The organism is Arthrobacter sorbitolis (assembly GCF_054510995.1).
The window spans coordinates 389,734-414,517 of the sequence record NZ_JBTNDM010000001.1; the positions used below are offsets into that span (position 1 = coordinate 389,734).

General features: G+C 70.8%; 20 protein-coding genes. 15 read left to right on the top strand and 5 right to left on the bottom strand.

Features of this window, described 5'->3' with window-relative positions; all coding sequences use genetic code 11:
- Positions 1-41 precede the first annotated feature (41 nt).
- The 6 genes from glpK to holA all read left to right on the top strand — a co-directional run bounded on the left by glpK (position 42) and on the right by holA (position 10,361).
- A complete protein-coding gene (gene glpK / locus ACX80K_RS01945) occupies positions 42-1,559 on the top strand; it encodes a glycerol kinase GlpK (RefSeq protein ID WP_459270184.1) in 1,518 nt (505 codons plus the stop codon).
- A 289-nt stretch (positions 1,560-1,848) separates the two neighbouring features.
- Complete coding sequence (gene leuS, locus ACX80K_RS01950; RefSeq protein ID WP_459270185.1) at positions 1,849-4,347, top strand: leucine--tRNA ligase; 2,499 nt, start codon at positions 1,849-1,851, stop codon at positions 4,345-4,347.
- Positions 4,348-4,387: 40 nt separating this feature from the next.
- The gene (locus ACX80K_RS01955; protein WP_459270186.1) at positions 4,388-5,242 is read left to right on the top strand and encodes a DegV family protein; all 855 of its coding nucleotides are present in this window, start codon (positions 4,388-4,390) and stop codon (positions 5,240-5,242) included.
- A gap of 184 nt (positions 5,243-5,426) precedes the next feature.
- Positions 5,427-6,683 carry a helix-hairpin-helix domain-containing protein gene (locus ACX80K_RS01960; protein WP_459270187.1) on the top strand — a complete coding sequence of 419 codons (1,257 nt, stop codon included), beginning with the start codon at positions 5,427-5,429 and terminating at the stop codon, positions 6,681-6,683.
- Positions 6,684-6,730: 47 nt separating this feature from the next.
- Entirely contained in the window at positions 6,731-9,259 is a 2,529-nt protein-coding gene (locus ACX80K_RS01965) for a ComEC/Rec2 family competence protein (protein WP_459270188.1), read from the top strand.
- A gap of 88 nt (positions 9,260-9,347) precedes the next feature.
- Positions 9,348-10,361, top strand: coding sequence for a DNA polymerase III subunit delta (gene holA, locus ACX80K_RS01970; RefSeq protein WP_459270189.1), 1,014 nt, complete (start codon positions 9,348-9,350; stop codon positions 10,359-10,361).
- Between the two features lie 94 nt (positions 10,362-10,455).
- Here the strand turns inward: holA and rpsT are convergent, their stop codons facing one another.
- Positions 10,456-10,716: a 30S ribosomal protein S20 gene (gene rpsT, locus ACX80K_RS01975; protein ID WP_104179775.1), complete on the bottom strand. Its 261-nt coding sequence runs from the start codon at positions 10,714-10,716 to the stop codon at positions 10,456-10,458.
- Between the two features lie 273 nt (positions 10,717-10,989).
- On the bottom strand, positions 10,990-11,544 hold the full coding sequence (locus tag ACX80K_RS01980) for a type II toxin-antitoxin system PemK/MazF family toxin (RefSeq protein ID WP_459270190.1): 555 nt from the start codon (positions 11,542-11,544) through the stop codon (positions 10,990-10,992).
- A gap of 220 nt (positions 11,545-11,764) precedes the next feature.
- On the opposite strand from ACX80K_RS01980, the gene lepA reads away from it, so the two are divergent.
- Both lepA and hemW read left to right on the top strand, forming a co-directional pair.
- Positions 11,765-13,618 carry a translation elongation factor 4 gene (lepA, locus tag ACX80K_RS01985; RefSeq protein WP_199278144.1) on the top strand — a complete coding sequence of 618 codons (1,854 nt, stop codon included), beginning with the start codon at positions 11,765-11,767 and terminating at the stop codon, positions 13,616-13,618.
- A 30-nt stretch (positions 13,619-13,648) separates the two neighbouring features.
- Positions 13,649-14,878 (top strand): radical SAM family heme chaperone HemW, encoded by a 1,230-nt coding sequence (gene hemW / locus ACX80K_RS01990; RefSeq protein ID WP_459270191.1) that lies wholly within the window; start codon positions 13,649-13,651, stop codon positions 14,876-14,878.
- 147 nt (positions 14,879-15,025) lie between these two features.
- Here the strand turns inward: hemW and ACX80K_RS01995 are convergent, their stop codons facing one another.
- Both ACX80K_RS01995 and ACX80K_RS02000 read right to left on the bottom strand, forming a co-directional pair.
- Entirely contained in the window at positions 15,026-15,442 is a 417-nt protein-coding gene (locus ACX80K_RS01995) for a DUF4870 domain-containing protein (RefSeq protein ID WP_459270192.1), read from the bottom strand.
- 79 nt (positions 15,443-15,521) lie between these two features.
- Positions 15,522-16,373 carry a DUF3097 family protein gene (locus ACX80K_RS02000; protein WP_459270193.1) on the bottom strand — a complete coding sequence of 284 codons (852 nt, stop codon included), beginning with the start codon at positions 16,371-16,373 and terminating at the stop codon, positions 15,522-15,524.
- Positions 16,374-16,544: 171 nt separating this feature from the next.
- On the opposite strand from ACX80K_RS02000, the gene hrcA reads away from it, so the two are divergent.
- The 3 genes from hrcA (at position 16,545) to ACX80K_RS02015 (ending at position 19,543) form a co-directional block, all read left to right on the top strand.
- The gene (gene hrcA / locus ACX80K_RS02005; protein WP_459270194.1) at positions 16,545-17,558 is read left to right on the top strand and encodes a heat-inducible transcriptional repressor HrcA; all 1,014 of its coding nucleotides are present in this window, start codon (positions 16,545-16,547) and stop codon (positions 17,556-17,558) included.
- Between the two features lie 84 nt (positions 17,559-17,642).
- The gene (dnaJ, locus tag ACX80K_RS02010) at positions 17,643-18,773 is read left to right on the top strand and encodes a molecular chaperone DnaJ (RefSeq protein ID WP_459270195.1); all 1,131 of its coding nucleotides are present in this window, start codon (positions 17,643-17,645) and stop codon (positions 18,771-18,773) included.
- 2 nt (positions 18,774-18,775) lie between these two features.
- Complete coding sequence (locus ACX80K_RS02015) at positions 18,776-19,543, top strand: 16S rRNA (uracil(1498)-N(3))-methyltransferase (RefSeq protein ID WP_459270196.1); 768 nt, start codon at positions 18,776-18,778, stop codon at positions 19,541-19,543.
- Positions 19,544-19,573: 30 nt separating this feature from the next.
- Here the strand turns inward: ACX80K_RS02015 and ACX80K_RS02020 are convergent, their stop codons facing one another.
- Positions 19,574-20,560 carry a GerMN domain-containing protein gene (locus ACX80K_RS02020; protein ID WP_459270197.1) on the bottom strand — a complete coding sequence of 329 codons (987 nt, stop codon included), beginning with the start codon at positions 20,558-20,560 and terminating at the stop codon, positions 19,574-19,576.
- A gap of 477 nt (positions 20,561-21,037) precedes the next feature.
- On the opposite strand from ACX80K_RS02020, the gene ACX80K_RS02025 reads away from it, so the two are divergent.
- From ACX80K_RS02025 to era, 4 genes are read left to right on the top strand one after another with little or no spacing between them, the layout of a single operon-like run.
- A complete protein-coding gene (locus ACX80K_RS02025; protein ID WP_459270198.1) occupies positions 21,038-22,072 on the top strand; it encodes a PhoH family protein in 1,035 nt (344 codons plus the stop codon).
- Positions 22,069-22,542: an rRNA maturation RNase YbeY gene (gene ybeY, locus ACX80K_RS02030; RefSeq protein ID WP_459270199.1), complete on the top strand. Its 474-nt coding sequence runs from the start codon at positions 22,069-22,071 to the stop codon at positions 22,540-22,542. Before ACX80K_RS02025 ends, ybeY begins: the two co-directional genes overlap by 4 nt.
- A complete protein-coding gene (locus ACX80K_RS02035) occupies positions 22,539-23,849 on the top strand; it encodes a hemolysin family protein (protein ID WP_459270200.1) in 1,311 nt (436 codons plus the stop codon). The genes ybeY and ACX80K_RS02035 overlap by 4 nt, the downstream gene beginning before the upstream one ends.
- The gene (gene era / locus ACX80K_RS02040; RefSeq protein ID WP_459270201.1) at positions 23,836-24,765 is read left to right on the top strand and encodes a GTPase Era; all 930 of its coding nucleotides are present in this window, start codon (positions 23,836-23,838) and stop codon (positions 24,763-24,765) included. Before ACX80K_RS02035 ends, era begins: the two co-directional genes overlap by 14 nt.
- The last annotated feature ends 19 nt before the right edge of the window (positions 24,766-24,784 follow it).

Below are 24,784 nucleotides of genomic sequence, written 5' to 3' on the forward strand. Positions count from 1 at the left end.
GCAGCCGCCATTCATCGACACATCCAATGAAGGAGTAAGACATGTCGGAGCAGTACGTCATTGCCATCGACCAGGGCACCACGTCCAGCAGGGCCATCGTCTTCGACCACAAGGGCGACATCGTGTCCTCCGGTCAGAAGGAGCACGAGCAGATCTTCCCGAAGGCCGGCTGGGTGGAGCACGATCCCGCCGAGATCTGGAACAACACCCGCGAGGTGATCGGCAACGCACTGTCGCAGGCCAACCTCACACGCCACGACATCGCCGCCGTCGGCATCACCAACCAGCGCGAGACCGCCGTGGTCTGGGACAGGACCACCGGCAAGGCCGTCTACAACGCGATCGTCTGGCAGGACACGCGGACGCAGAACATCGTCGACGACCTCGCGAAGGACGGCGGCGTCGAGCGCTACAAGGAGAAGGTCGGCCTGCCGCTGGCCACCTACTTCTCCGGCACGAAGATCAAGTGGATCCTCGACAACGTCGACGGCGCCCGCGCGAAGGCCGAGGCCGGCGACCTCCTGTTCGGCAACACCGACTCCTGGGTCACCTGGAACCTGACCGGCGGCACCGACGGCGGCGTGCACATCACGGACGTCACCAACGCGTCCCGCACGCTGTTCATGGACCTCGAGACGCTGTCGTGGGACGAGTCCATCCTCGCCGACTTCGGCGTCCCCCTCTCGATGATGCCGGAGATCAAGTCCTCCTCCGAGGTCTACGGCACCGTCCACACCTCGCAGCTCCTCCGCGAGGTGCCCGTCGCCGGGATCCTCGGTGACCAGCAGGCGGCCACCTTCGGCCAGGCCGCGTTCGAGCAGGGCGGTGCCAAGAACACCTACGGCACCGGCAACTTCATGATCGTGAACACCGGCGAGGAGATCGTCCACTCGAAGAACGGCCTGCTCACGACGGTCTGCTACAAGCTCGGGGACGCGAAGCCGGTCTACGCACTGGAAGGTTCGATCGCCGTCACGGGGTCGCTCATCCAGTGGCTCCGGGACAACCTCGGCATCATCAAGAGTGCGCCCGAGGTGGAGCAGCTGGCGACGACGGTCGACGACAACGGCGGCGTCTACATCGTCCCCGCGTTCTCCGGCCTCTTCGCACCGTACTGGCGTGCGGACGCCCGCGGGGCGATCGTCGGCCTGACGCGCTTCGTGAACAAGGGGCACATCGCCCGCGCGGCACTGGAGGCGACGGCGTTCCAGACCCGCGAGGTTCTGGATGCGGCCAATGCCGATTCCGGCGTCAACATGGAGGACCTCAGGGTCGACGGCGGCATGGTCGCCAACGACGCCCTGATGCAGTTCCAGGCCGACATCCTCGGTATCCCTGTCATCCGGCCGAAGGTCACCGAGACCACCGCGCTCGGTGCCGCGTACGCGGCGGGCCTCGCCGTCGGTTTCTGGAAGGACACCGCCGAGCTCGCGACCAACTGGGCGGAGGACAAGCGCTGGAACCCGTCCATGGACGAAGCCGAGCGCGAGCGCCAGCTGCGCAACTGGAAGAAGGCCGTCACGAAGACCTTCGACTGGGTCGACGAGGACGTGAGCTAGCACCAGCCGGCAGCACGTAGCCGTCGTAGGAGGGCACGCCGGGTCCGTCGCAGGACCGACCCGGCGTGCCCTCCGCATGCCGGGGCTCCGCCGGACGCCCGGTGGTGCACGCTGCTAAAGTGAAGCCATGCGCCGCACCCTCCTCCTTACGTAGCCGCACGGTACCAACCGTGCGGCGGCCCCTCCCTGTGAGGGGCTTTTGCATGTCCGGTGACTGCCGGCAGCAGGGCGGCCCCGAACCGGCACCACAGCAGGACGACGTTCCACCGACAGGACAGGTCAACACACAGTGAGCATCAACCCCGAGGCCGTTCAGCCGGACGAGGACACCTACGATTTCTCCGCCATCGAGGCGAAGTGGCCCGCGGTGTGGGACCGGCTCCAGGCCTTCGCCCCGGCCGACGACGGCTCGCGCGAGCGCCGCTACGTGCTCGACATGTTCCCCTACCCGTCCGGCGACCTCCACATGGGCCATGCCGAGGCGTTCGCCATGGGAGACGTCGCAGCCCGCTTCTACCGCCAGAAGGGCTTCGACGTCCTGCACCCGATCGGGTGGGACTCGTTCGGGCTGCCCGCCGAGAACGCCGCGATCAAGCGCAACGCGCACCCGGCCGAGTGGACGTACGCCAACATCGAGACCCAGGCCCACTCCTTCAAGCGCTACGCCATCAGCGCCGACTGGAGCCGCCGGCTGCACACCTCCGACCCCGGGTACTACCGCTGGACGCAATGGCTCTTCGTACGGTTCTTCCAGAAGGGCCTGGCGTACCGCCGGAACTCGCCGGTCAACTGGTGCCCGAAGGACCAGACCGTCCTGGCCAACGAGCAGGTCATCAACGGGGCCTGCGACCGCTGCGGGACCCTGGTCACGAAGAAGAACCTCAACCAGTGGTACTTCCGCATCACCGACTACGCCGACCGGCTGCTGGACGACATGGAGCAGCTCAAGGGCCACTGGCCCGAGCGGGTCCTCGCCATGCAGCGCAACTGGATCGGCCGTTCCGAGGGAGCGCACGTCAGCTTCCGCATCGAGGCCGCCGACGGCCTGCCGGAATCCGACGTCACCGTCTTCACGACGCGCCCGGACACCCTGTACGGGGCGACGTTCTTCGTCGTCGCGGCGGACGCGGATCTGGCGCTCGACCTCGTGACCGCCGACCACCGGGCCGCCCTGGACGCGTACCGCGAGCAGGTCAAGGGACTGTCGGAGATCGAACGGCAGGCCACGGAACGGGAGAAGACCGGCGTCTTCACCGGACGCTACGCCGTGAACCCGCTCAACGGCGAGAAGCTGCCCGTCTGGGCCGCCGACTACGTGCTGGCCGACTACGGGACCGGCGCCATCATGGCGGTCCCCGCCCACGACCAGCGCGACCTCGACTTCGCGCGGACGTTCGACCTGCCCGTCCGCACCGTCGTCGACACCGGTGCCGAGGACGCCGCGGAGACCGGCATCGCGACGACCGGCGAGGGCACCCTCGTCAACTCCGGCGAGCTGAGCGGACTGGACAAGGGCGCGGCGATCGCCCGCGCCGTCGAGCTCGTCGAGGAGCAGGGGACCGGCACCTCCACCGTCAACTACCGCCTGCGCGACTGGCTGCTCTCCCGCCAGCGCTTCTGGGGCACGCCCATCCCGATCATCCACTGCCCGTCCTGCGGCGAGGTGCCGGTGCCGGACGACCAGCTGCCGGTCACGCTGCCCGAGGGCCTGCGCGGCGAGGCGCTGGCACCCAAGGGCACCTCGCCGCTGGCCGCCGTCGAGGAGTGGGTCAACGTGCCCTGCCCGTCCTGCGGCGGCGCGGCTACCCGCGACACGGACACGATGGACACCTTCGTGGACTCGTCCTGGTACTACCTGCGGTTCGTGAACCCGCACCTCGACACCGCGCCGTTCGACACCGACGCCGTGAACCGCTGGCTGCCCGTCGGCCAGTACGTGGGCGGCGTCGAGCACGCCATCCTGCACCTGCTGTACAGCCGGTTCTTCACCAAGGTGCTCTTCGACCTCGGCATGGTCGGCTTCACCGAGCCGTTCAGCGCCCTGCTGAACCAGGGCCAGGTGCTCAACGGCGGCAAGGCCATGAGCAAGTCCCTCGGCAACGGCGTGGACCTCGGGGAGCAGCTCGACCGCTTCGGCGTCGACGCCGTGCGCCTCACCATGGTGTTCGCCTCGCCTCCCGAGGACGACGTCGACTGGGCCGACGTCTCGCCGTCGGGCTCCGCGAAGTTCCTCGCGCGTGCCTGGCGCCTGGGCGGCGACGTCACGAGCGCCGCGGGCACCGACCCCTCCGCCGGTGACCGCGCCCTCCGTTCGGTGACCCACCGGACCGTCGCCGATGCCGCCGAGCTGATGGAGGCGAACAAGTTCAACGTCGTCATCGCGAAGCTGATGGAGCTCGTCAACGCGACCCGGAAGGCCATCGACTCCGGCGCCGGGGGAGCGGACCCGGCCGTGCGCGAGGCCGCGGAGGCCGTGGCCATCCTGCTGAGCCTCTTCGCGCCCTACACGGCCGAGGACCTGTGGAACCGCCTCGGCCACGAGGCCACGGTCGCGACCGCCGGGTGGCCCACGGTGGACCCCGCGCTGCTGACCCAGGAGAGCGTGGTCGCCGTCGTCCAGGTGCAGGGCAAGGTGCGTGACCGCCTCACCGTCGCGCCCGACATCGCCGAGGACGAGCTGCGCGAGCTCGCCCTCGCCAGCGACCAGGTGCAGCGTGTGCTCGACGGGCGCGGCATCCGCACGGTGATCGTGCGGGCTCCGAAACTGGTCAACATCGTGCCGGCCTGATGGACGCGGCTCCGGCGGCCCCGCGGACGGGGAGCATCCCGTGCGCGTAGCCGTCGTCACCGACTCCGCCGCCGGGTTCGCTCCCGGGTGGAGCGCGCCCGGCGGCCCCGCCGAGGGCGTGTGCGTGGTCGCCATGCCCGTCCTCGTCGGTGACGACATCCTGACCGGCGAGCACGACGACGTCACGGCGCCCCTCATGGTGGCCCTCGCCGCGGGGTCGGACGTGCGGACGTCGAGGCCGTCTCCCGGCCAGTTCGAGCGCGTGTACGGCCGGCTGGCGGACGAGGGCTACGACGGGATCGTCTCCGTGCACCTGTCCGGTCTGCTGTCCGGCACCGTCGAGGCAGCGCGCCTGGCGGCGTCGCGCGCCGCCGTCCCGGTCGAGGTCATCGACACGAGGACCGCCGGCATGGCCCAGGGCCGGGCCGCCCTCGCTGCCGTCGCGGCTGCTGCATCCGGAGGGGACCTGCAGGCGTCCGCCGCCGCCGCCGCCATCGCGGCGCGCACCTCCAGCCTCTACTTCTACGTCCCGAGCCTCGAGCAGCTGCGCCGCGGCGGGAGGATCACGGCGGCTGCCGCATGGCTGGGCACGCTGCTCTCCGTCCGGGTGATCCTGCGCGTCCAGGGCGGGCGGCTGGTGCCGCTCGAGCGGATGCGGTCGGCGGCCCGCGGGATGCAGCGGCTCCAGGAGCTCGTCGAGGCTGACGTGGCGGACCGGAGCGGCGGCGTCCACCTGACCGTCCATCATTTCGGCAACGAGGACGAGGCCGCTGAACTCGCCGACCGGCTGCAGATCATGGCCGGGTCCGGGCGGGTGTCGACGGCGCCGTGCCCGTCGGTGCTGGCCGCGCACGCCGGACTCGGCGTCCTGGCGGTCGCCGTCAGCGCCGGATAGGCGACTGCGCTCCGACGTCCGGCTCGCCCCGACGTCCGGGTCGCCCCGACGTCCCGCTTGCAGGGACGTCCCGCAGGCGCCGGGCGAGCCCGCGTTGAGGAGTTCCGCGGACAGTGGGCGACAGGATGTCCACATAGCGACGGGGGCTCTCGGACGGGCGGACCCCGGCTCCTAGCGTGGCGTCATGGGAAAGCACCGATGGCCGACCGCCGGGGACCCGTGGGAGCCGCCCGTCCACGCTCTCGATCCGCCACCATCCGCGGCGCGTCCGGGCGTCGGCGCGTTCGGGACCGGTCAGGGGCTCCGCCGGGGCCGTATCCGCGAGGACGACCGCCGCGAGGACGACCGCCGCGAGGACGACACCGGGACCGGCAGGAAGGATGGTCATTCGGGCGCCCACGACGCGCACTACGGGGCGGGCTTCGGGGCGGCCGCCGGTGACGATCGGGAGGATGCGGACGAGGACGGGTACGCGCCCCGACCAGGTCTGTCTTCCGGGCCCGCGCGTGCCCCAGGCGCCTGGGCCGGACCGGACGAAGGGTTCCCGTCCGCACACCGGGGTGTGCAGTGGAAGGTCGCCCGTTCCGCGGCGCTCGTATTCCTCGGCGTGGCCCTCGCGGTCGGGGCCGCCCTGTTCCTCATGCGGAGTTCGGAGCCGTCGGCCGCTGCCCTGTCCGTGCCGCTGGACGCCGGTGGAGATAGCGGAGCGGACGGCGGAGCCCCACGCGGGGGAGCCGGTGAGGGAAGCGCCGTGGACCGCGGGGCAGCGGTGCACGGCGGGGCAGCAGTGGGCGGCGGGGAGGGCCCGCCGGGTGGGGCAGGTTCCGGCACCGCGCCGGGGAACGCGCAACCGGCCGATGCTCCGCCCGGTCAGGTGCCGGCGCAAGGACCTGGTCGTGGTGCAGGGGGCGATGCGATCGTCGTCTACGTGACGGGCTCCGTGGTATCGCCCGGCGTCGTCACGGTGCCCGCGGGGACGCGTCTGTTCGAGATTCTCGAGGACGTGGGCGGCGCGCTCCCCGAGGCCGATCTGGAGGGCATCAACCTCGCAGCCAGTCCCGCCGACGGCCAGCACGTCCACCTCCTGGCCGTCGGCGAGGAGCCGAGACCGGATCAGGTGGACGCGGAGGTCCCCGCACCGGGTGGGACAGCAGCCGGTGGGACGGCCGGTGGAACCGGTGGCTCGGGTGCGGCCGTCGGTTCGACCGGAGGCACCGGAGGCACCGGGGGCACCGGGAGCCCGCCGGGAGTCCTCGACATCAATACCGCGACCCTCGCCGACATCGAGGCCCTCCCGCGGGTGGGGCCGATTCTCGGGCAGCGCATCATCGACTGGCGGGACGAACACGGGCCCTTCGCCCAGCCGGCCGACATCGACGCCGTGCCGGGGATCGGGCCGGCGATCCTCGACGGCATGCTGCCCCTCATCGTGGCGCGGTGAGACGGTCGGCGGCGTTCGACCGGCATGGACCCGGGCATCGTGCCGTGGTGACGCGGACAGCGGCGATCGACCGGCACGGACCCGGCAGGAGCCCGCGCCGTGCGAAGGTCCGGTCGGACGATGCTCCTTCCGCCGGCCGGATACGGCCTCAGCGCGATCTACGTCTCGTCCCCTCGGCTGTCACGGCATGGATCGCTGCCACCGTCGCCGTCCACGGCGGGGCGACCGCAGCGACAGCGGGCGGCCTGATCGCCGCTGCGGGAGGGCTGGCCCTGGCCTGCGTGGTCTTCCTCGCCCCGGTGGAACCCAGACGCTCACGGGCGGCAGCGCAGGCACTTCCGCCGGCAGCCGCACTGACGCTGGTGCTGCTGGCCGCAGGCGGGGCCCTCGCGCGCGCCGAGGCCGGACCGGTGGATGACGCGGTCCGTGAACAGACTCCCTTCACGGCGGTCCTCCGCGTCACCGGCGAACCGTCCCCTCTCGCTCCGGGCGCCTTCGGCGGCGGGACACGCTTTGTCGTCAACGCGGACGTGGTCGGCGGGGTGCTGCGCGGCGACACCTTCGCCTCGACCACCCCGGTGGTGGTCCTGGGCTCGGAGCCGTGGGGCGGAGTCGGCACGGGGGACACCGTGCGTGTGCTGGGCACCGCGAAGCCGGCTGATCGGATCGGCCGGGCGAGCGCCGTCTTCCTGCCCGCGAGCAGCCCCACCATCGCGGAGGCGGGGGGCTGGCTCGGCTACACGGCCGACCTCCGGGCGCATTTTCGCGACATGGCCGGGAACGACGACCGTGACGGCGGCCTGCTCCCGGGGATGGCGCTCGGCGACCGGATGGCGCTCGACCCCGGCCTCGAGGCGGACATGAAGACCACTGGCCTGACCCACCTCACCGCCGTGAGCGGCGCGAACTGCTCCTACGTCGTCGCCTTCGCCTTCCTCGGGCTACGGACGGCCCGCCTCCCGCGCCTTCCGGCCGCCGCCGGAGCAGTGCTGGCCCTCGCCTGCTTCGTGCTGCTGGTCCGGCCGGAACCGAGCGTCCTCCGCGCAGCCGTCATGGGCACCATCGGTGTGGCCGCTGTCCTGTCGGGGCGGGGGAGGGTGTCCCTGACCCTGCTGATGCTGTCGATCATCGTCCTGCTGGCGGTGGATCCCTGGCTGTCGGTGTCCTTCGCGTTCACGCTCTCGGTCGCGGCCACCCTCGGACTCATCACGGTCGGCCCGGCAGTGGTGGAGAGCCTGGAGCGGGTGATGCCGCGCTTCGCCGCGCAGCTGCTCGCCATCCCCCTGACGGCGCAGCTCTTCTGCACGCCCGTCCTCGTCCTGATCCAACCCTCCCTCCCGGTCTACTCGCTGCCGGCGAACGTCCTGGCGTCTCCCGCCGTCCCCCCGATCACCCTGCTGGGCATGGCGGCGGTGCTCGCGCTGATCGCCGCACCGGTCCTGGCACCATCCCTCGTGGTGGCGGCCCAGTGGGGGACGAGGTGGGTCGCGGGTGTCGCGGACACCCTGGCGGGCGTCCCGGGGGCGTCCCTGCCCTGGCCACCCGGGATACCAGGCGCCGTCGTCGCGGGCCTCGGGTCCCTGACGCTCCTGCTCGTGCTCCGGCGGGGTGCACTCCGAGCCCGGTGGCAGCGTCCCGACCGGTCGAGGCTCCGGAACCGGGCACGTCCGGAGGGCCCGGCGTCGAACGGGACCCGGCGCAGGACCGGCCGCCGTCGGCGGGGCGTGGTGCTGTCCGCGATCGCCTGCGGCGCCCTCCTGTGCCTGGTGGCCGTGGTCGTCCTCACGGGGCGCGGAGGGGCACCGGCTGCGCGCTCGTGGATCCTGACGATGTGCGACGTCGGCCAGGGCGATGCCGTGGTGGTGAGGACGACGCCCGGGCACGCGCTGGTCGTCGACACGGGCCCCGATCCCGCGGCGATGGACCGCTGCCTTAACGCCCTGCGCATCGAGGTGATCGACGCACTGGTCATCACGCACCTGCACGACGACCATTACGGCGGCGTCGAGGGTGCGGTCCGGGGCCGGGTCCTGTCCGCCCTCTACTACTCGACGGGCGAGGACGATCTGCCGTCGGAGGTGCAGGGCGCAGCCGCCGCGGGCGGAGTGGTCGCGGAGCGACTCGACAGCACCACGGCACTCGACCTCGACCCGCTCCACGTCGACATCCTGTGGCCCACGACGGGCGCTGCTCCTCCGGAGGAGAACAACGCGAGCGCGGTGCTCGAGGTCGAGGTGCCGACCTCCGATCGGCCGATCACGATCCTTCTCCTCGGAGATCTGGAGGAGGACGCCGCCGCGGCGCTGCTGGCCGCCGAACCGTCGCTGCGTGAGGGCGCGGAGGTCCTCAAGGTCGCCCACCACGGGGCAAGGAACGGCGGAACCGACCTGCTCGAGGCCGTCCGTCCGCGCCTCGCGCTGATCTCCGTGGGGGAGGGCAACGACTACGGCCACCCGCACCCCTCCATCCTCGGCGCCCTCGAACGGACGCGGATCGCCGCCGCGCGCACGGATGAGCTGGGGAGCTTCGTGGTGGACGTGGTGGGCGACACCCTCGAGGTCAGGGCCCTGCGGTAAGGCCCCGGTCCGTCGATGCGCCGCGGCTTTGAGGCACCGCGGGGCCGTGACACAGTAGGACTGCACCTGACGGAAGGAAGCCCGCCCCGTGGCAACAAGATCACCGGCCGGCCGCACCAGCGGCCCGAGCACCGCCCCCGCACCCTGGCGGGAGGTCACGCCGGCGGCGATCGTCCTGCTCTCCGGTCCCGAGGACTACCTCGCGTCGAAGGCGGCAGAGTCGATCCGCGGCCAGGTCCGGGCAGCCCAGCCCGACGCGGAACTCGTCCGGTTCGACGCCGGATCCTACGAGCCCGGCACCCTGATGATGCATGCGAGTCCCTCCCTCTTCGGCGACTGGAAGGTCATCGAGGTGGCGGGACTGGCGCAGATGAATGACGCCTTCCTGGTCGAGACGCTCGCCTACCTCACCGATCCGGCGCCCGACGTCGTCCTGGTGATGCGCCATTCCGGCGGCAACCGCGGGAAGAAGCTGCTCGACGCCGTCAAGGCGGCGAAAGCGACGATCGTCGACTGCCAGCCCCTCAAGAAGGACGGGGAGAAGGCCGAGTTCGTCAGCACCGAATTCCGCCTGGCGCGACGCCGGATCGATACGGACGCCGTACGCGCACTCGTCGCCGCGGTCGGCTCGCAGCTGCCGGAACTCGCGGCCGCCTGCCAGCAGCTGGCGGCCGATACCGCCGGCGACGTCTCGGTGGAGACGGTGGAGAAGTACTACGGCGGACGGGTGGAGGCGACGGGCTTCAAGGTCGCCGATGCGGCACTGGCGGGCCGGACCGCGCAGGCCCTGTCGATGCTGCGGCACGCACTCGCCACGGGCGCCGATCCGGTGCCCATCGTCGCCGCGCTCGCCATGAAGGTGCGCGCCGTCGCGAAGGTGCACGGCGTCAGGGGGTCCTCGATGCAACTCGCCAAGGAGCTGGGGATGGCGCCCTGGCAGGTGGACCAGGCTCGCAGGGAAGCCCAGCGTTTCAGCTCCGACGCCCTGGCGCGGTGCATTCGAGCACTCGCGGAGGCCGACGCGCAGGTCAAGGGTGAGGCCCGGGATCCGGTCTACGCCGTGGAGCGGGCTGTGACGGTCATAGCTCTCGGCGACGGCTGACCCGCCGCGCTACAGGTCGGCCCCGGCAGCGGACCTCAACGCCGAAGGGCCGGCTCCCTCTCGGGAACCGGCCCTTCGATGAAGGATCCGCAGCTTAGAGCGCGTTGACCTTCTTGGAGATGGCCGACTTGCGGTTCGCTGCGTTGTTCTTGTGCAGCACGCCCTTGGTGACAGCCTTGTCGAGCTTGCGGCTGGCGGTCTGGAGCGCCGTTGCAGCAGCATCCTTGTCAGCGCCCTCGACGGCCGTGTTCACGGCGCGGATGGCGGTCTTGAGCTCGGACTTGACCGAGTTGTTGCGCTGCCTCGCCTTTTCGTTGGTGAGGATGCGCTTCTTCTGGGACTTGATATTTGCCACGTATGAGAACTTTCTTTGTATTGCGGACTGGTCGTGAGGGTATTTCGGCCGATCAGAGACTGAACGGCGTGGGGATACCGTGTGGCGATCGGCCAAAGTGCCCGAAGACCTGCGCGGACACACAGCTATACAGGTTACCAGAAAGAGCCGGGGGACCCGATCCGTCGGACCGGGGGAGGGGCCCGTTCCGGCTCCCTCGGACGGGGTGGACGAGGTCGGGTCGCCGCGTAGGGCCGAGACTGGAGCTTTGGTCGATCCGTGCGCGGCAGGCGTCTACCGGAACAGGTCGTCGGGCAGGGCCGCGACCACGCGCTCGAAGCGGTCCCGTGGGAGGACGGCCCCCTCGCGCCGGATGGCGTCGGGCGCTACCCGTAGGAGCCGATCGACCTTCGCCTCGCTCGGACGTCCCTGCCGGTCCCAGGCGCCCGTGCCGATGTCGACGTACCCGTCGTCGTGCTCGCGCGTGTTGTTCCTGTCGCGGCTCGTCAGCATGAGGCCGAGCAGGTCGCGACCGTCCCGCCCGATCAGGAGCACCGGGCGGTCCTTGCCCTGCGCGGGTTCGTCCTCGTACGGGACCCACATCCACACGATCTCTCCCGGATCCGGATTCCCGTCGCTCGAGGGGGAGTAGGCGAGGGACGCAGCAGCCCGCCGCCCTGCTGCCGCGCCGGGAGCAGGGGTGGTACGCCCGGGAGCAGGGGCGGCACGCCCGGCGGAGGCATTCCGCCTCCGTGGAGGACGGCCTCCGGGAGCCCGCGCGGGCGGTGTGTCCTCCACGGCGCGGAGGACACGGCGTGCCAGGGACAGGAGGGAGCGCATCATGGCCATGCACGAGATCCTAGCGAGCCGCTGCCGCACCCCGCCCGATCTCCAGAACCCTCGACGACGTGCGACGGCGTCCGCCGACGCCCCGGCACGATTCCCGGCGCCGTCCGGCCACGTGGGACACTGGGGGGAGCGAAACGGCGCGCACCAGCCCCGGCCGCCGTAGAGGACGGCCGGCTGCGGACTGCATGCCGCCCCTGTCCCGTAACAGTGAGGAACCTCCGTGTCACCCATGGCCCGCACCGCACCGGTGCCCGCCGCCACCGATCCGGCGATCATCAGGAATTTCTGCATCATCGCCCACATCGATCATGGAAAATCCACGTTGGCCGACCGTATGCTCCAGCTCACCGGAGCCGTCGAGCAGCGGGACATGAAGGCGCAGTACCTCGACCGGATGGACATCGAGCGCGAGCGCGGTATCACCATCAAGTCCCAGGCCGTGCGGCTGCCCTGGGAGGTGGACGGCACCGCCTACGCGCTGAACATGATCGACACCCCGGGGCACGTCGACTTCACCTACGAGGTCTCCCGCTCGCTCGCGGCCTGTGAGGGCGCCATCCTGCTCGTCGACGCGGCGCAGGGCATCGAGGCCCAGACCCTCGCGAACCTGTACCTCGCGATGGAGAACAACCTCACGATCATCCCCGTCCTCAACAAGATCGATCTCCCGGCCGCCCAGCCCGAGAAGTACGCGGCGGAGCTCGCGAGCCTGATCGGCGGCGAACCGGAGGACGTGCTCAGGGTCTCCGGCAAGACCGGCATGGGCGTCGAGGTGCTCATGGACAAGATCGTCCGCGACCTCCCCCCGCCCACCGGGAACCCGGACGCACCCGCCCGCGCCATGATCTTCGACTCTGTGTACGACACGTACCGCGGCGTCGTCACGTACGTGCGGGTGGTCGACGGCAAGCTGAGCCCGCGCGAACGCATCCAGATGATGTCCACCCGTGCCAGCCACGAGCTGCTCGAGATCGGCGTCAGCTCGCCCGAGCCGACGCCGTCCAAGGGCCTCGGCGTGGGCGAGGTCGGCTACCTCATCACCGGCGTGAAGGACGTCCGCCAGTCGAAGGTCGGCGACACCGTCACCAACCTCGCCAAGCCGGCCGCGGAGTCGCTCGGCGGCTACCAGGACCCCAAGCCCATGGTCTTCTCCGGGCTCTACCCCCTCGACGGCACGGACTACCCCGTGCTGCGCGACGCCCTGGACAAGTTCACCCTGAACGACGCCGCCCTCGTCTACGAGCCCGAGACGTCCGCGGCGCTGGGCTTCGGTTTCCGTGTCGGCTTCCTCGGGCTGCTGCACCTCGAGATCACGCGCGAGCGCCTCGAGCGGGAGTACAACCTCGACCTCATCTCCACCGCGCCCAACGTCGAGTACGAGGTCACCCTCGAGGACAAGCGCGCCGTCAAGGTCACCAACCCGAGCGAGTACCCGGTGGGCAAGATCGCCGAGGTGCGCGAACCCATGGTGTCCGCCACCATCCTCGCCCCGTCGGAGTTCATCGGCGCCATCATGGAGCTGTGCCAGCAGCGCCGCGGCGTGCTCGGCGGCATGGACTACCTCTCGGAGGACCGCGTCGAGATCCGCTACCGGCTGCCCCTCGCGGAGATCGTCTTCGACTTCTTCGACCTGCTGAAGTCGAAGACCCGCGGCTACGGGTCCCTCGACTGGAAGGCCGACGGCGACCAGGTGGCCGACCTCGTCAAGGTGGACATCCTCCTGCAGGGCGAACAGGTGGACGCCTTCAGCGCCATCACCCACCGCGACAAGGCCTACGCGTACGGCGTGATGATGACGGGCAAGCTGCGCGAGCTCATCCCGCGCCAGCAGTTCGAGGTGCCCATCCAGGCCGCCATCGGTGCGCGCATCATCGCCCGGGAGAGCATCAGGGCCATCCGCAAGGACGTCCTCGCGAAGTGCTACGGCGGAGACATCACCCGCAAGCGCAAGCTCCTCGAGAAGCAGAAGGAGGGCAAGAAGCGCATGAAGATGGTCGGCCGCGTCGAGGTCCCCCAGGAGGCCTTCATCGCCGCGCTGTCGTCCGACGAGTCGAAGGACAAAGCCAAGAAGTGACCCCGCACGGTACCCAGGGGGCCCGCCGGCATGCCTAGTGCACTGCCGCTCGGCCTGCCCGCACCCGACGACGGCCTGCTGCCTCCAGCGGCGGCCGACGGGGCGCTGTCCCGTGACTTCTGCCTCTACGTGCACATCCCGTTCTGCGCCGTCCGGTGCGGTTACTGCGACTTCAACACCTATACCGCGACGGAACTGGGCGGGGGAGCATCGCAGGACGCGTACGCGGGGTCCGTGCTCGCCGAGATCGACCTGGGAGCACGCGTCATGGCAGCGTCCGGGGTGCCGGCCCGGCCCCTGACCACGGTGTTCTTCGGAGGAGGGACTCCGACGCTGCTCCCCGCCGAGGACCTCGCGTCGATCCTGCGGGCCGCCCGAGCCACGTGGGGACTGGCTCCGGACGCGGAGGTCACCACCGAGGCCAATCCCGATTCGGTCACACCGGAATCGCTGCGCATCCTGCGGGAGGCCGGATTCACCCGGGTCTCCTTCGGCATGCAGTCGGCGGTGCCGCACGTCCTCGCGGTGCTCGACCGCACCCACACGCCCGAGCGTGTCCCGCAGGCCGTGCAGTGGGCGCGCGATGCCGGGCTCCACGTGAGCCTGGACCTGATCTACGGCACGCCGGGGGAGTCGCTGGAGGACTGGCGCACGTCCCTGGCCACGGCACTGTCCTACGGTCCCGACCACATCTCCGCCTACGCCCTCATCATCGAGGACGGCACGCGGCTCGCCTCGCGCATCCGGCGCGGCCAGGTGCCGCCGATCGACGACGACGACCACGCGGACAAGTACGCCCTCGCCGAGGAGATGCTCACGGCTGCCGGGCTGCACTGGTACGAGGTGAGCAACTGGGCGCGCACGCCGGGCGACGAGTGCCGGCACAACCTCGCGTACTGGCGCGGCAGCGACTGGTGGGGTGCCGGCCCCGGAGCACATTCCCACGTGGGTGGCACCCGCTGGTGGAACGTGAAGCACCCCCGGCCCTACGCCGACGCGCTCGACGCGGGCCGATCACCGGCAGCGGGACGGGAGGTGCTGTCCGCCGAGGACCGCTACGTCGAGGACGTCATGCTCCGTGTCCGGCTGCGCGAGGGGCTGCCCACGGCGTCCCTGACGGCGACGGGCCGCAGGGCCGTCGCGGGCCTGATCGCGGACGGTCTGGTCGACGCGACCGCCGCCTTCGCGGGCCGCGTCGTCCTGACGTTCCCGGGTAGGCTGCTGGCCGACGCCGTCGTGCGGAGACTGCTTCCGGACTGAGTCCGCCCCGCGCGGGACCGGGGCGGACACGCCCGGGACAACAGGTCACCGGGCGGCTGGAACGCAGGTCGCAGGGTTGGACAGCCGCTCGGCGGCGAGGTCACCGCAGGGCAGCACCGTCGGCTGCGGTGGAGTGTGGGGCTCCGCTCAGTGGATCAGGCGCAGGTTCAGGGAGTACCGGTACGGGCGTCCGCGGTTGACCTGGATCCCCGCGTTGACGGAGAAGATCGTGATCGTGACCCAGATGAGGGCGTTCACGACGGCGAAGAAGCCGCCGACGACCGGCACGAGGGACAGCAGCCAGGCGGCGAGGGCCAGGACGGTCGGCGGGAGCGTGAAGTTCAGCGCCTCCTTCGACTCCTGGGCGGTGAACGGGCCGCGGTCCTTGAAGATGAGGTAGATCAGCAGGGAGGGGATGAAACCCAGGATCCCGCCGAAGTGCGCCAGCGTGGCGAACTGGCGGTCCTCGGAGGCCGTCAGCGGAAGGGCTGTTGCCGGCGTGCCTTCGAACGCGGGGCGGGACTCGCCCCGGCCGTGGTGCTGGTGGTCGGCAGTGTTGGACAACGTCGATTCCTTCGGTGGCTGGCGGGAACTCTCCCCGGGAGTGTGCTTCTAGGATACGTGGTGGCCGGTGCTGAGCCGCTCAATCGCTCCCCGGCGGTGCGGTCAGGAAGTCGATGACCTCCTCGACCCGGCCGAGCAGCGAGGGCTCCAGATCGGCGTAGGTGCTGACGCCTGCGAGGATCCGCCTCCAGCCGTGTGCGACGGCGGCCTGATCGGAGTGCGGCCAGCCGAGACCCGCGAGGATGCCCGTCTTCCAGTCCTGGTGGCGGGGCACCACCGGCCACGCGTCGAGGCCCAGCGCGGCCGGCTTCACGGCCTGCCAGACGTCCACGTAGGGGTGGCCCACGATCAGGACGTGGTGGCGGGCGCCGGGCACGGTCATCGCCTGCTGCGCTATCCGCGATTCCTTCGTCCCCGGCAGGAGGTGATCGACGAGGATCCCGAGCCTCCGCTGCGGCCCGGGTCCGAAGGCGCGCACGGCCCCCTCGAGGTCGTCGACGCCGTGCAGCGGCTCGACGACGATCCCCTCCAGCCGCAGGTCGTCGCCCCACACCTTCTCGACCAGTTCGGCGTCGTGCTTGCCCTCCACCCAGATCCTGCTGGCACGCGCCGTCCTCGCACGTGCTCCGTCCACCCTGAGGGAGCCGGACGCCGTGCGCGTGGCAGCGGGTGCCGCCCGCACGACGGGGGCGACGACGTGCACGGGCGCGCCGTCGAGGAGGAATCCGTGGCCGAGCCGGAAGGTGCGCGTCTTCCCGCGCCGGTCCTCGAGGACCATGACGTGCAGTCCGCCGGACTTCTCGACGCGGACCACCGCACCGACGAAACCGCTCTGCACGTCCTCCAGGACCATGTCCTTCTCGACCGGGACGTCGGGCAGGACGGCCCGCTTCGGAGCCGCAATGTCCTGTGCTCCCCAGCCGTACTCCATGCCGAGCGTGTCCTTCCCGTGGGGGCTCCGGCGGTCTGCCGCGGCCCGGTCCCCAATGCTAACAATCGGTGCCGACGTACTAGACTTGGCACTTGGGTGTGTCGAGTGCTAACCGTTCGGAACCACCCGTGAAGCGCAGTCGTCAGGAGCGGACCCGGAGGTGACACAGGAATGAGTGAACCACGACGCCTAGAGGTGCTCCGGGCCATCGTCGAGGACTACGTCCACTCGCGGGAGCCCGTCGGCTCCAAGGCCCTCGTCGACCGCCACCGGCTGGGCGTCTCGTCCGCCACCATCCGCAACGACATGGCTGTCCTCGAGGAGGAGGGGCTCATCGCGGCCCCCCACACCAGTTCCGGCCGCATCCCCACGGACAAGGGCTACCGCCTCTTCGTCGACCGCATCTCCGAGGTGAAGCCGCTCTCGGCCGCCGAGAAGAAGGCCATCCAGACGCTCCTGGAGGGTGCCGACGACCTGGACGACGTGATGGACCGGACCGTGCGGCTCCTCGCGCAGCTCACCAACCAGGTCGCCGTCGTCCAGTTCCCGCGCGTCGGCGGAGCGTCGGTCCGGCACATAGAGTTCGTGCTGCTCGCTCCGCAGCAGATCCTCGTCGTCCTCATCGCCAGCAACGGCACCGTCCAGCAGCGCATCGTGCGCACCCCGGCGGCGATCCAGGAGACCGAGCTCGCGGAGCTCAGGCAGCGGATCCTCTCGGCCGTGTCCGGTGTGAAGCTGTCGGTGCTGCCCGCCGAGCTCGGTGGGGCGCTGTCGCAGCTGCCCCCTCCGCTGCGGGCCCACGGGGGTACGATCATCAGGACGCTGGAGCAGCTCGCAGGGCTCGGCCGCGACGACCGGATCCTGCTGGCCGGGACGGCGAACCTCGCCCGGTCCACCGGCGATTTTCCGCTGAGCATCGGCCCCGTCCTCGAGGCACTCGAGGAGCAGGTGGTCATGCTGCGGCTCCTCTCCGAGATGGAGTACGACGCCCGGGGCATCTCGGTGAGGATCGGGAGCGAGAACCCGTACGGCGGCCTGTCGGGGGCCTCCGTCGTGGCGACGGGCTACGGACCGGACGCGGGCGCGAAGCTCGGCGTCCTCGGGCCCACCCGCATGGACTACCCGACGACGATGGCCGCCGTGCGCGCCGTCGCCCGCTACCTCTCGAGGGTCCTCGAGGAGTAGGCCGGCGCCTCCCGGGGCGCCCCCGCATTTCCGCCGTACCGGCGAGCAGAGACAGAAGTTCCCAACAGGAAGTGATGTGCACGAGTGAGTAATCACTATGAGGTCCTCGGGGTCGCGCAGGGCGCGACCGGCGAGGAGATCAAGAAGGCGTACCGCAAGCTGGCGCGCAAGCTCCACCCGGACGTGAACACCGGTGACGACGCCGCCGAGGAGTTCAAGCGCGTCACGCACGCCTACGAGGTGCTCTCCGATCCCCAGAAGCGCCGCGTCTACGACACGACGGGCAACGAGAACGGGACCGACAACGGGTACGGCGCCGGCTACTCGGGCTCCGGGTTCGCGTTCCAGGACATCTTCGAGACCTTCTTCGGCGGCGGAGGGCAGCAGGCCGGCGCCCCGTCGCGGACACGCCGTGGGCAGGACGCCCTCATCAACGTGCGCATCGACCTCAGGGACGCCGTCTTCGGCGCCAACAAGAAGATCGAGGTGGACACCGCGGAGGTGTGCCCCACGTGCGACGGCACCTGCTGCCAGCCCGGCACGTCCGTCCGGACCTGCGACATCTGCGGCGGGTCCGGCCAGGTCCAGCGCGCGGTCCGGTCCATCCTCGGGCAGGTCATGACGAGCGCACCCTGCGGCACCTGCCAGGGCTACGGCACCGTGATCCCCAGCCCCTGCCACGAGTGCAGCGGCGAGGGCCGCATCCGCGCCCGGCGCACCCTGACCATCAAGGTCCCCGCCGGCGTGGGTACCGGCACGCGCATCCAGCTCGCCGGGCAGGGCGAGGCCGGGATCGCCGGCGGACCCCAGGGCGACCTGTACGTGGAGATCCGGGTCAACACCGATTCGACCTTCCTGCGCGACGGCGACGACCTGCACGTGACCCTGAGCGTCCCCATGACGGCGGCCGCGCTCGGCACCAGCGTGCACCTGGAGACGTACGACGGCGACCAGGAACTCGTGATCAAGCCCGGCACGCAGTCCGGTGAGATCCTGACGCTCCGCGGACTCGGGGTCACGCACCTCCGGAGCCAGGGCAGGGGAGACCTCCGCGTCCACCTGAACGTCGAGACCCCGCGCAACATCGACCACCAGCAGGAGGAGCTCCTGCGCCGGCTCGCGGAGCTGCGCGGCGAGGAGTACACGGACGGACAGCTCGCCAGCAGCGGTTCGGGCGTGTTCGCGCGCCTGCGGGAGCGCCTCGGGAACCGCTGAGCATGACGCGACCCCTGTTCTTCGGGCCGGGTGACCCGGTCCGGGCTGCCGTGCCCGGCGCCCTGTTCGTCCTCGGCGGGGACGAGGGGCGCCACGCCGCCACCGTGCGGCGGCTCACTCCGGGGGAGCACATCGACGTCTCCGACGGCGCCGGCTACCGCCTCGGCGGTGTCATCACGGCGGTCGGCGCGGGGACGGTCGAGCTCCGTGTCGAGACGGCGGGCCAGGACCCGGCACCCCTGCATCGTCTCGTGCTCGTGCAGGCTCTCGCCAAGGGCGGCCGTGACGAGCAGGCCGTGGAGGCGGCCACGGAGCTCGGCGTCGACGCCGTCGTCCCGTGGCACGCGGAACGCAGCATCGTGCGCTGGCGGGGCGACAGGGCGGAGAAGGGCCGGCAGAAGTGGGTGTCGCTCGTGGGCGCCGCCGCGAAGCAGTCCCGCCGCTCGTTCGTCCCCCACGTGCACGACGTGATGGACACCTCGCGGCTGGCCGCATGGGCGTCGTCGGTGGACCGCCTCGTCGTCCTCCACGAGGACGCGGACGCGTCGCTCGCCGAGCAGGTGTCGGCGCTGCGCGCCGCCGGTGGGCTCGAGGTGCCGTCCTCGACCGCCGTCGTCGTCGGACCCGAGGGCGGCATCAGCGACGCCGAGCTCGGGAAGCTCCGCGCCGTCGGAGCGGGGACGGCGCGCCTCGGACCGCACGTCCTGCGCTCGTCGTCGGCCGGTCCGGCCGCACTGGTCCTCCTGAACCACCTGCTCGACCGCTGGTAGCAGGCCCGCCGGGCGGGAACCCGGCGGCGGTCACCTGACGACGACGGTCTTCGAGTCACGCGCCTCGGCGTCCCCGGCGGGGACGGACACCGTGATGTCGTACCGCCCCGGGGGCAGGGTCACGGAGAAGGAGTAGGCGCCGTCCTCCGGTGCGATGTCCACCGACCCGTCGCGGAACAGTCCCCTCGGGCCGTCCGCCGAGCCGTCCTCGCTGCGGTCGATCCGCCAGGCGACGGACTCCTCCGAGGACGGGCCGACACCGTGGATGATCAGCCCGGCGGTATCCGCCTCCACGTCCTCCTGGGGGTCGATGATCCAGACGGGGGCGAGTGCCGTCGTGTCGCGGGTCCATTCGCCGACCAGGTCGATGGCGTCGAACGCGCGGACGTCGGCCGCCCCGTCCACCAGCACGACGACGGAACTCGACTCCCCGCCCGGGATGAGGCCCGCATTCGAGGCTGTGGCCGTCGCCGTGTAGACGAGCTGCTGCAGTGCAAGGCGGGCGGCGTCCTCGTCGAGGCGGGGGGAGAACGCGTCGGAGGAGATGTCGAGGGTGATGACGTTCTTCGTCGAGATCGCCGACCGCACGCTCGAGGCCTGCTGCCAGGGGGAACGGTAGTCGGGATCGAGGGGCCGACCGGCGGTCATGAGCCGGACGGCGTCGGCGATCGGGTCGCCGGTGGAGCCCTCCGGGGCGGAGAGGAACTCGCGGAACAGGCGGTCGCTGCCCTCGACGTCCCCCAGCCAGTACACGGGCACCAGTGCCTGCGCCGGTGCCGCTTCGGCGGGGCCCGCAGCAGCACCCTGGTTCCGGATCGCAGGGTCCGAGGGGCCGGGATCCTCGCCGGGGGAGACCGTCGCCAGGGTCTCGGCGATCGCCGTCGTCGGCCCGCCGCCCTGGAGCAGCCCGGCATTCGGGACCACGAACACGCTGCCGACGAGGAGCACCCCACCGGAGGCGAGGAGGATGCCGCGCAGTCCGAGGCGGCTCCTCTTCAGGGGGTCCTGCTCACTCATGCCGGCCCCCTTCCGTCGGGCGCGCCGGGGCGCGGGTCGATTCCTGGAATATTCGCGGTCCTGCGGACATCGACGCTCGGAGTCGATGCGGGCGAGGACCGATCTGCGGTCCGCTCCGCCGGGCCTCTTTTCAGCTTGGCACAGGGCGGCCGTACGCACCCGCCCGAATACGTGCAGCGCCCGGGACTGAAACCCGATCGATACGAAGACGTTGCTGATTCGCGATGAACGCCGGGGGGTACCCGGCCGCCGGCGAGCGCTGCCCCGGCTCGCGCGCCACCGGTCCTCCCGCCGGGAATCAAGGGCCTCCCTCCCCTGTTGACACAGGGGAGGGGAAAAGGGGTATGGCGTAGGATTGGCATCTCTGCCACAGTTCGTCCGCGCCTCGCGCGGGGCGGGACCCGTGCCCGGCAGAACCACCACCACGACGTGTACGACTACTCGAATGAGGGCGATCGAAGGCCGGACGGCCGAGCTATGAGCGAATCTTCAACAGGCATCAACGCCGCAGGGCTGGACACCAGGACGTTCGTCTTCGACTCGACGGAGCAGATGGTGCAGGCACTCGGCTCGAACGACGAGGCCCTCCGCCTGATCGAGGACTCGTTCCCGGGCGTGGGGCTGCAGGCCAGGGGCCACGAGCTGACCATCACCGGGCCCTCGGCGGACGTGCTCCGCACCGAGCGCCTCGTCGGCGAGATCCAGACCATGGCCAGCAACAACGCGACGGTCTCACCGCAGGTCCTCGAGCAGCTCGTGTCCATGCTCAGGACGCAGAGCGCGGCCCGGCCCTCGGAGGTCCTGTCCGTCAACATCCTCTCCTCGCGCGGCAAGACGATCCGCCCCAAGACGCTGAACCAGAGCACCTACGTGGATGCGATCGACCGCAATACGATCGTGTTCGGGATCGGTCCGGCCGGTACCGGCAAGACGTACCTCGCGATGGCGAAGGCCGTGCAGGCGCTGCAGCAGAAGGAGGTCAACCGGATCATCCTCACCCGCCCCGCCGTCGAGGCGGGGGAGCGGCTGGGCTTCCTGCCCGGGACGCTCAACGACAAGATCGACCCGTACCTGCGTCCGCTGTACGACGCCCTGCACGACATGATGGACCCGGACTCGATCCCGCGCCTCATGGCCGCCGGCACGATCGAGGTCGCCCCGCTCGCCTACATGCGCGGCCGGACGCTCAACGATGCGTTCATCATCCTCGACGAGGCCCAGAACACGACGCCGGAGCAGATGAAGATGTTCCTCACGCGCCTCGGTTTCGGCTCGAAGATGGTCGTGACCGGCGACGTCACCCAGGTGGACCTCCCGAGCGGGACGAGTTCCGGGCTGCGGATCGTCAGCGAGATCCTCCGCGACGTCGACGACGTCCACTTCAGCGAACTCGACTCCAGTGACGTGGTCCGGCACCGCCTCGTCGGCGACATCGTGACCGCCTACAGCGCCTGGGACGAGGCGCAGCGCGCCGGCCAGGCACGCACCGCCCGGCCGGTCGGCAGCCGATGAGCGTCGAGGTCAACAACGAGTCGGGGTACGACGTCGACGAGGAGTCGCTCGTCCGCCTCGCCAACTACCTGTTCGAATCGATGTTCCTGCATCCCGAGGCCGAGCTCTCCATCATCCTCGTGGACACCGCCGCGATGGAGAAGCTGCACGTCGAGTGGATGGACGAGCCGGGCCCCACGGACGTGCTCTCCTTCCCCATGGACGAGCTGCGCCCGGGGACGCCGGGGCGGGTCACCCCTGCCGGCCTCCTCGGGGACATCGTCCTCTGCCCGGAGGTCGCGGCCTCCCAGGGCGCTGCAGCCGGGCACAGCACGAACGACGAGCTGCTCCTGCTGACCACCCACGGCGTGCTCCACCTCCTCGGCTACGACCACGCGGAGCCCGAGGAGGAGAAGGAGATGTTCGGCCTCCAGCGCCAGCTCCTCGCCGGCTTCCTCGGTGGCACCGCCCCCCAGGAGACCCGCGCTTGACCATCTGGCTCCTCGGGCTCATGGCCCTGCTCTTCGCCCTCACCGCCGCCCTCGTCACCGCCGCGGAAGCAGCCTTCAGCTATCTCCCGCGCCAGGACGGCGAGGCACTCCTGCAGGAGTCGCGCACCTCGTCGCTGCGCCGCATCCTCGATGCGCCCGTCGCCCACATGCATGCCCTGCGCTTCTGGCGCGTGTGGTTCGAGATGGCCGGGGCCGTCGCCGTCGCCATCCTGTTCCACGACCTGCTCGACAGCATCTGGCTCGCCGGGCTCCTGGCCACCGCCGTCATGGCGGCCGTCGGCTTCGTGATCGTCGGCGTCTCCCCGCGCCAGCTCGGCCGCATGCACGCACCCGCCGTCGTCCGGTTCACCGCGGGTCTCGTGGCCTTCCTGTGTGCGATCCTCGGACCGATCCCGCGCTGGCTGGTGCGGATCGGCAGTTCCATCACACCGGGCGCGAGCCGGGACGAGGCCGCCTTCTTCACCGAGGAGGAGTTCCGTGAACTCCTCTCCCGCGCCTCGGACGCCGAGATGATCGAGGACAACGAGGCGGAGCTCATCCACTCGGTGTTCGAGCTCGGCGACACGAAGGTCCGCTCCGTGATGGTCCCGCGGACCGACATGGTCACCATCGACACCGGGTCCACCTTCGACCAGGCGATGTCCCTGTTCCTCCGCTCGGGGTACTCCCGCATCCCCGTGATCGGTGAGAGCTCCGACGACATCCGGGGCCTGCTGTACCTGAAGGACGTCGTGGCGAACCTCCACGGGCGTGCGGCGACGAACCTCTCGCGACCCGTCGACGCCGCATGCCGGCCCGCCCGGTACGTACCCGAGTCGAAGCCCGTGGGTGACCTGCTGCGGGAACTGCAGCGCGAGTCCACGCACGTCGCCATCGTCATCGACGAGTACGGCGGCACCGCCGGGCTCGTCACGCTCGAGGACCTCATCGAGGAGATCGTCGGCGAGATCGTGGACGAGTACGACTCCGAGGTCCCGGAGCAGGAACGGCTCGACGACGGCGAGTACAGGGTGAGCGCGCGCATGGGCATCGACACCCTCGGCGAGCTGTTCGGCCTGGACCTCGACGACGAGGAGGTCGACACCGTCGGCGGCCTGCTGGCCAAGACCCTCGGAAGGGTGCCGATCGTCGGTTCGGAGGTCACAATTGACGGTATCGGCCTCCGGGCCGAACGCGTGGAGGGCCGCCGCAACAGGGTGTCCCACGTGATCGCCCACCGCCTTCCACCAGAGCACACCGAGCAGGACGACCGAGAGACGATAGAGGCAGAGCATGAGCGACGTTGAACACAGGGCCGGATTCGTCTCACTGGTCGGCCGGCCCAATGCGGGCAAGTCGACCCTCACGAACGCCCTCGTCGGGCAGAAGGTCGCCATCACGTCGGCGAAGCCGCAGACCACGCGGCACACGATCCGCGGGATCGTGAACCGCGAGGACTCCCAGATCGTCCTCGTCGACACCCCTGGTCTGCACCGGCCGCGGACGCTGCTCGGGCAGCGGCTCAACGACCTCGTCGCCGACACGCTCTCCGAGGTCGACGCCGTCGGCTTCTGCCTGCCCGCCAACGAGAAGATCGGCCCGGGCGACCGGTTCATCGCCGAGCAGCTCGCGCGGCTCAACCGCAAGCCGCTGATCGCGGTCGTCACCAAGACGGACCTCGTGGACCGGCGCGCCCTGACCGAGCAGCTCCTCGCCGTCGCGAAGCTCGGCACCGACGTCGCGGGTCCCGAGGGGTGGGCGGACATCGTGCCCGTCTCCGCCGCGGACGGGTTCCAGGTCGACACGGTCGCCGAGGTGTTCAGCAGGCACATGCCGGAATCGCCCGTGCTCTATCCCGGGGGAGAACTGACCGACGAGCCGGAGGCCGTCATGGTGGCCGAGCTCGTCCGCGAGGCCGCCCTCGAGGGCGTCCGCGACGAACTGCCGCACTCCCTCGCCGTCGTCGTCGAGGAGATGATCCCGCGCGAGGGCCGGAGCGAGGACAACCCCATGCTCGACGTCCACGTGAACCTGTACGTCGAGCGGCCGTCGCAGAAGGCGATCATCATCGGCAAGCAGGGCGCGAGGCTCCGGGAGGTCGGCACGACCGCGCGCCGCGGCATCGAGGCCCTGCTCGGCACCCGCATCTATCTCGACCTGCATGTGAAGGTCGCCAAGGACTGGCAGCGCGATCCCAAGCAGCTGGTGAAGCTCGGCTTCTAGGGGCACGACTCACCGGGTC

Excerpts from the sequence above, each read along its gene's own strand:
- ybeY (WP_459270199.1), top strand. The coding sequence starts at position 22,069 with ATGAGCGTCGAGGTCAACAACGAGTCGGGGTACGACGTCGACGAGGAG.
- ACX80K_RS02015 (WP_459270196.1), top strand. The coding sequence starts at position 18,776 with ATGACGCGACCCCTGTTCTTCGGGCCGGGTGACCCGGTCCGGGCTGCC.
- ACX80K_RS01960 (WP_459270187.1), top strand. The coding sequence starts at position 5,427 with ATGGGAAAGCACCGATGGCCGACCGCCGGGGACCCGTGGGAGCCGCCC.
- era (WP_459270201.1), top strand. The coding sequence starts at position 23,836 with ATGAGCGACGTTGAACACAGGGCCGGATTCGTCTCACTGGTCGGCCGG.
- hrcA (WP_459270194.1), top strand. The coding sequence starts at position 16,545 with ATGAGTGAACCACGACGCCTAGAGGTGCTCCGGGCCATCGTCGAGGAC.
- ACX80K_RS02000 (WP_459270193.1), bottom strand. The coding sequence starts at position 16,373 with ATGGAGTACGGCTGGGGAGCACAGGACATTGCGGCTCCGAAGCGGGCC.
- ACX80K_RS01980 (WP_459270190.1), bottom strand. The coding sequence starts at position 11,544 with ATGGCCATGATGCGCTCCCTCCTGTCCCTGGCACGCCGTGTCCTCCGC.
- ACX80K_RS02025 (WP_459270198.1), top strand. The coding sequence starts at position 21,038 with ATGAGCGAATCTTCAACAGGCATCAACGCCGCAGGGCTGGACACCAGG.
- ACX80K_RS02020 (WP_459270197.1), bottom strand. The coding sequence starts at position 20,560 with ATGAGTGAGCAGGACCCCCTGAAGAGGAGCCGCCTCGGACTGCGCGGC.
- glpK (WP_459270184.1), top strand. The coding sequence starts at position 42 with ATGTCGGAGCAGTACGTCATTGCCATCGACCAGGGCACCACGTCCAGC.
- hemW (WP_459270191.1), top strand. The coding sequence starts at position 13,649 with ATGCCTAGTGCACTGCCGCTCGGCCTGCCCGCACCCGACGACGGCCTG.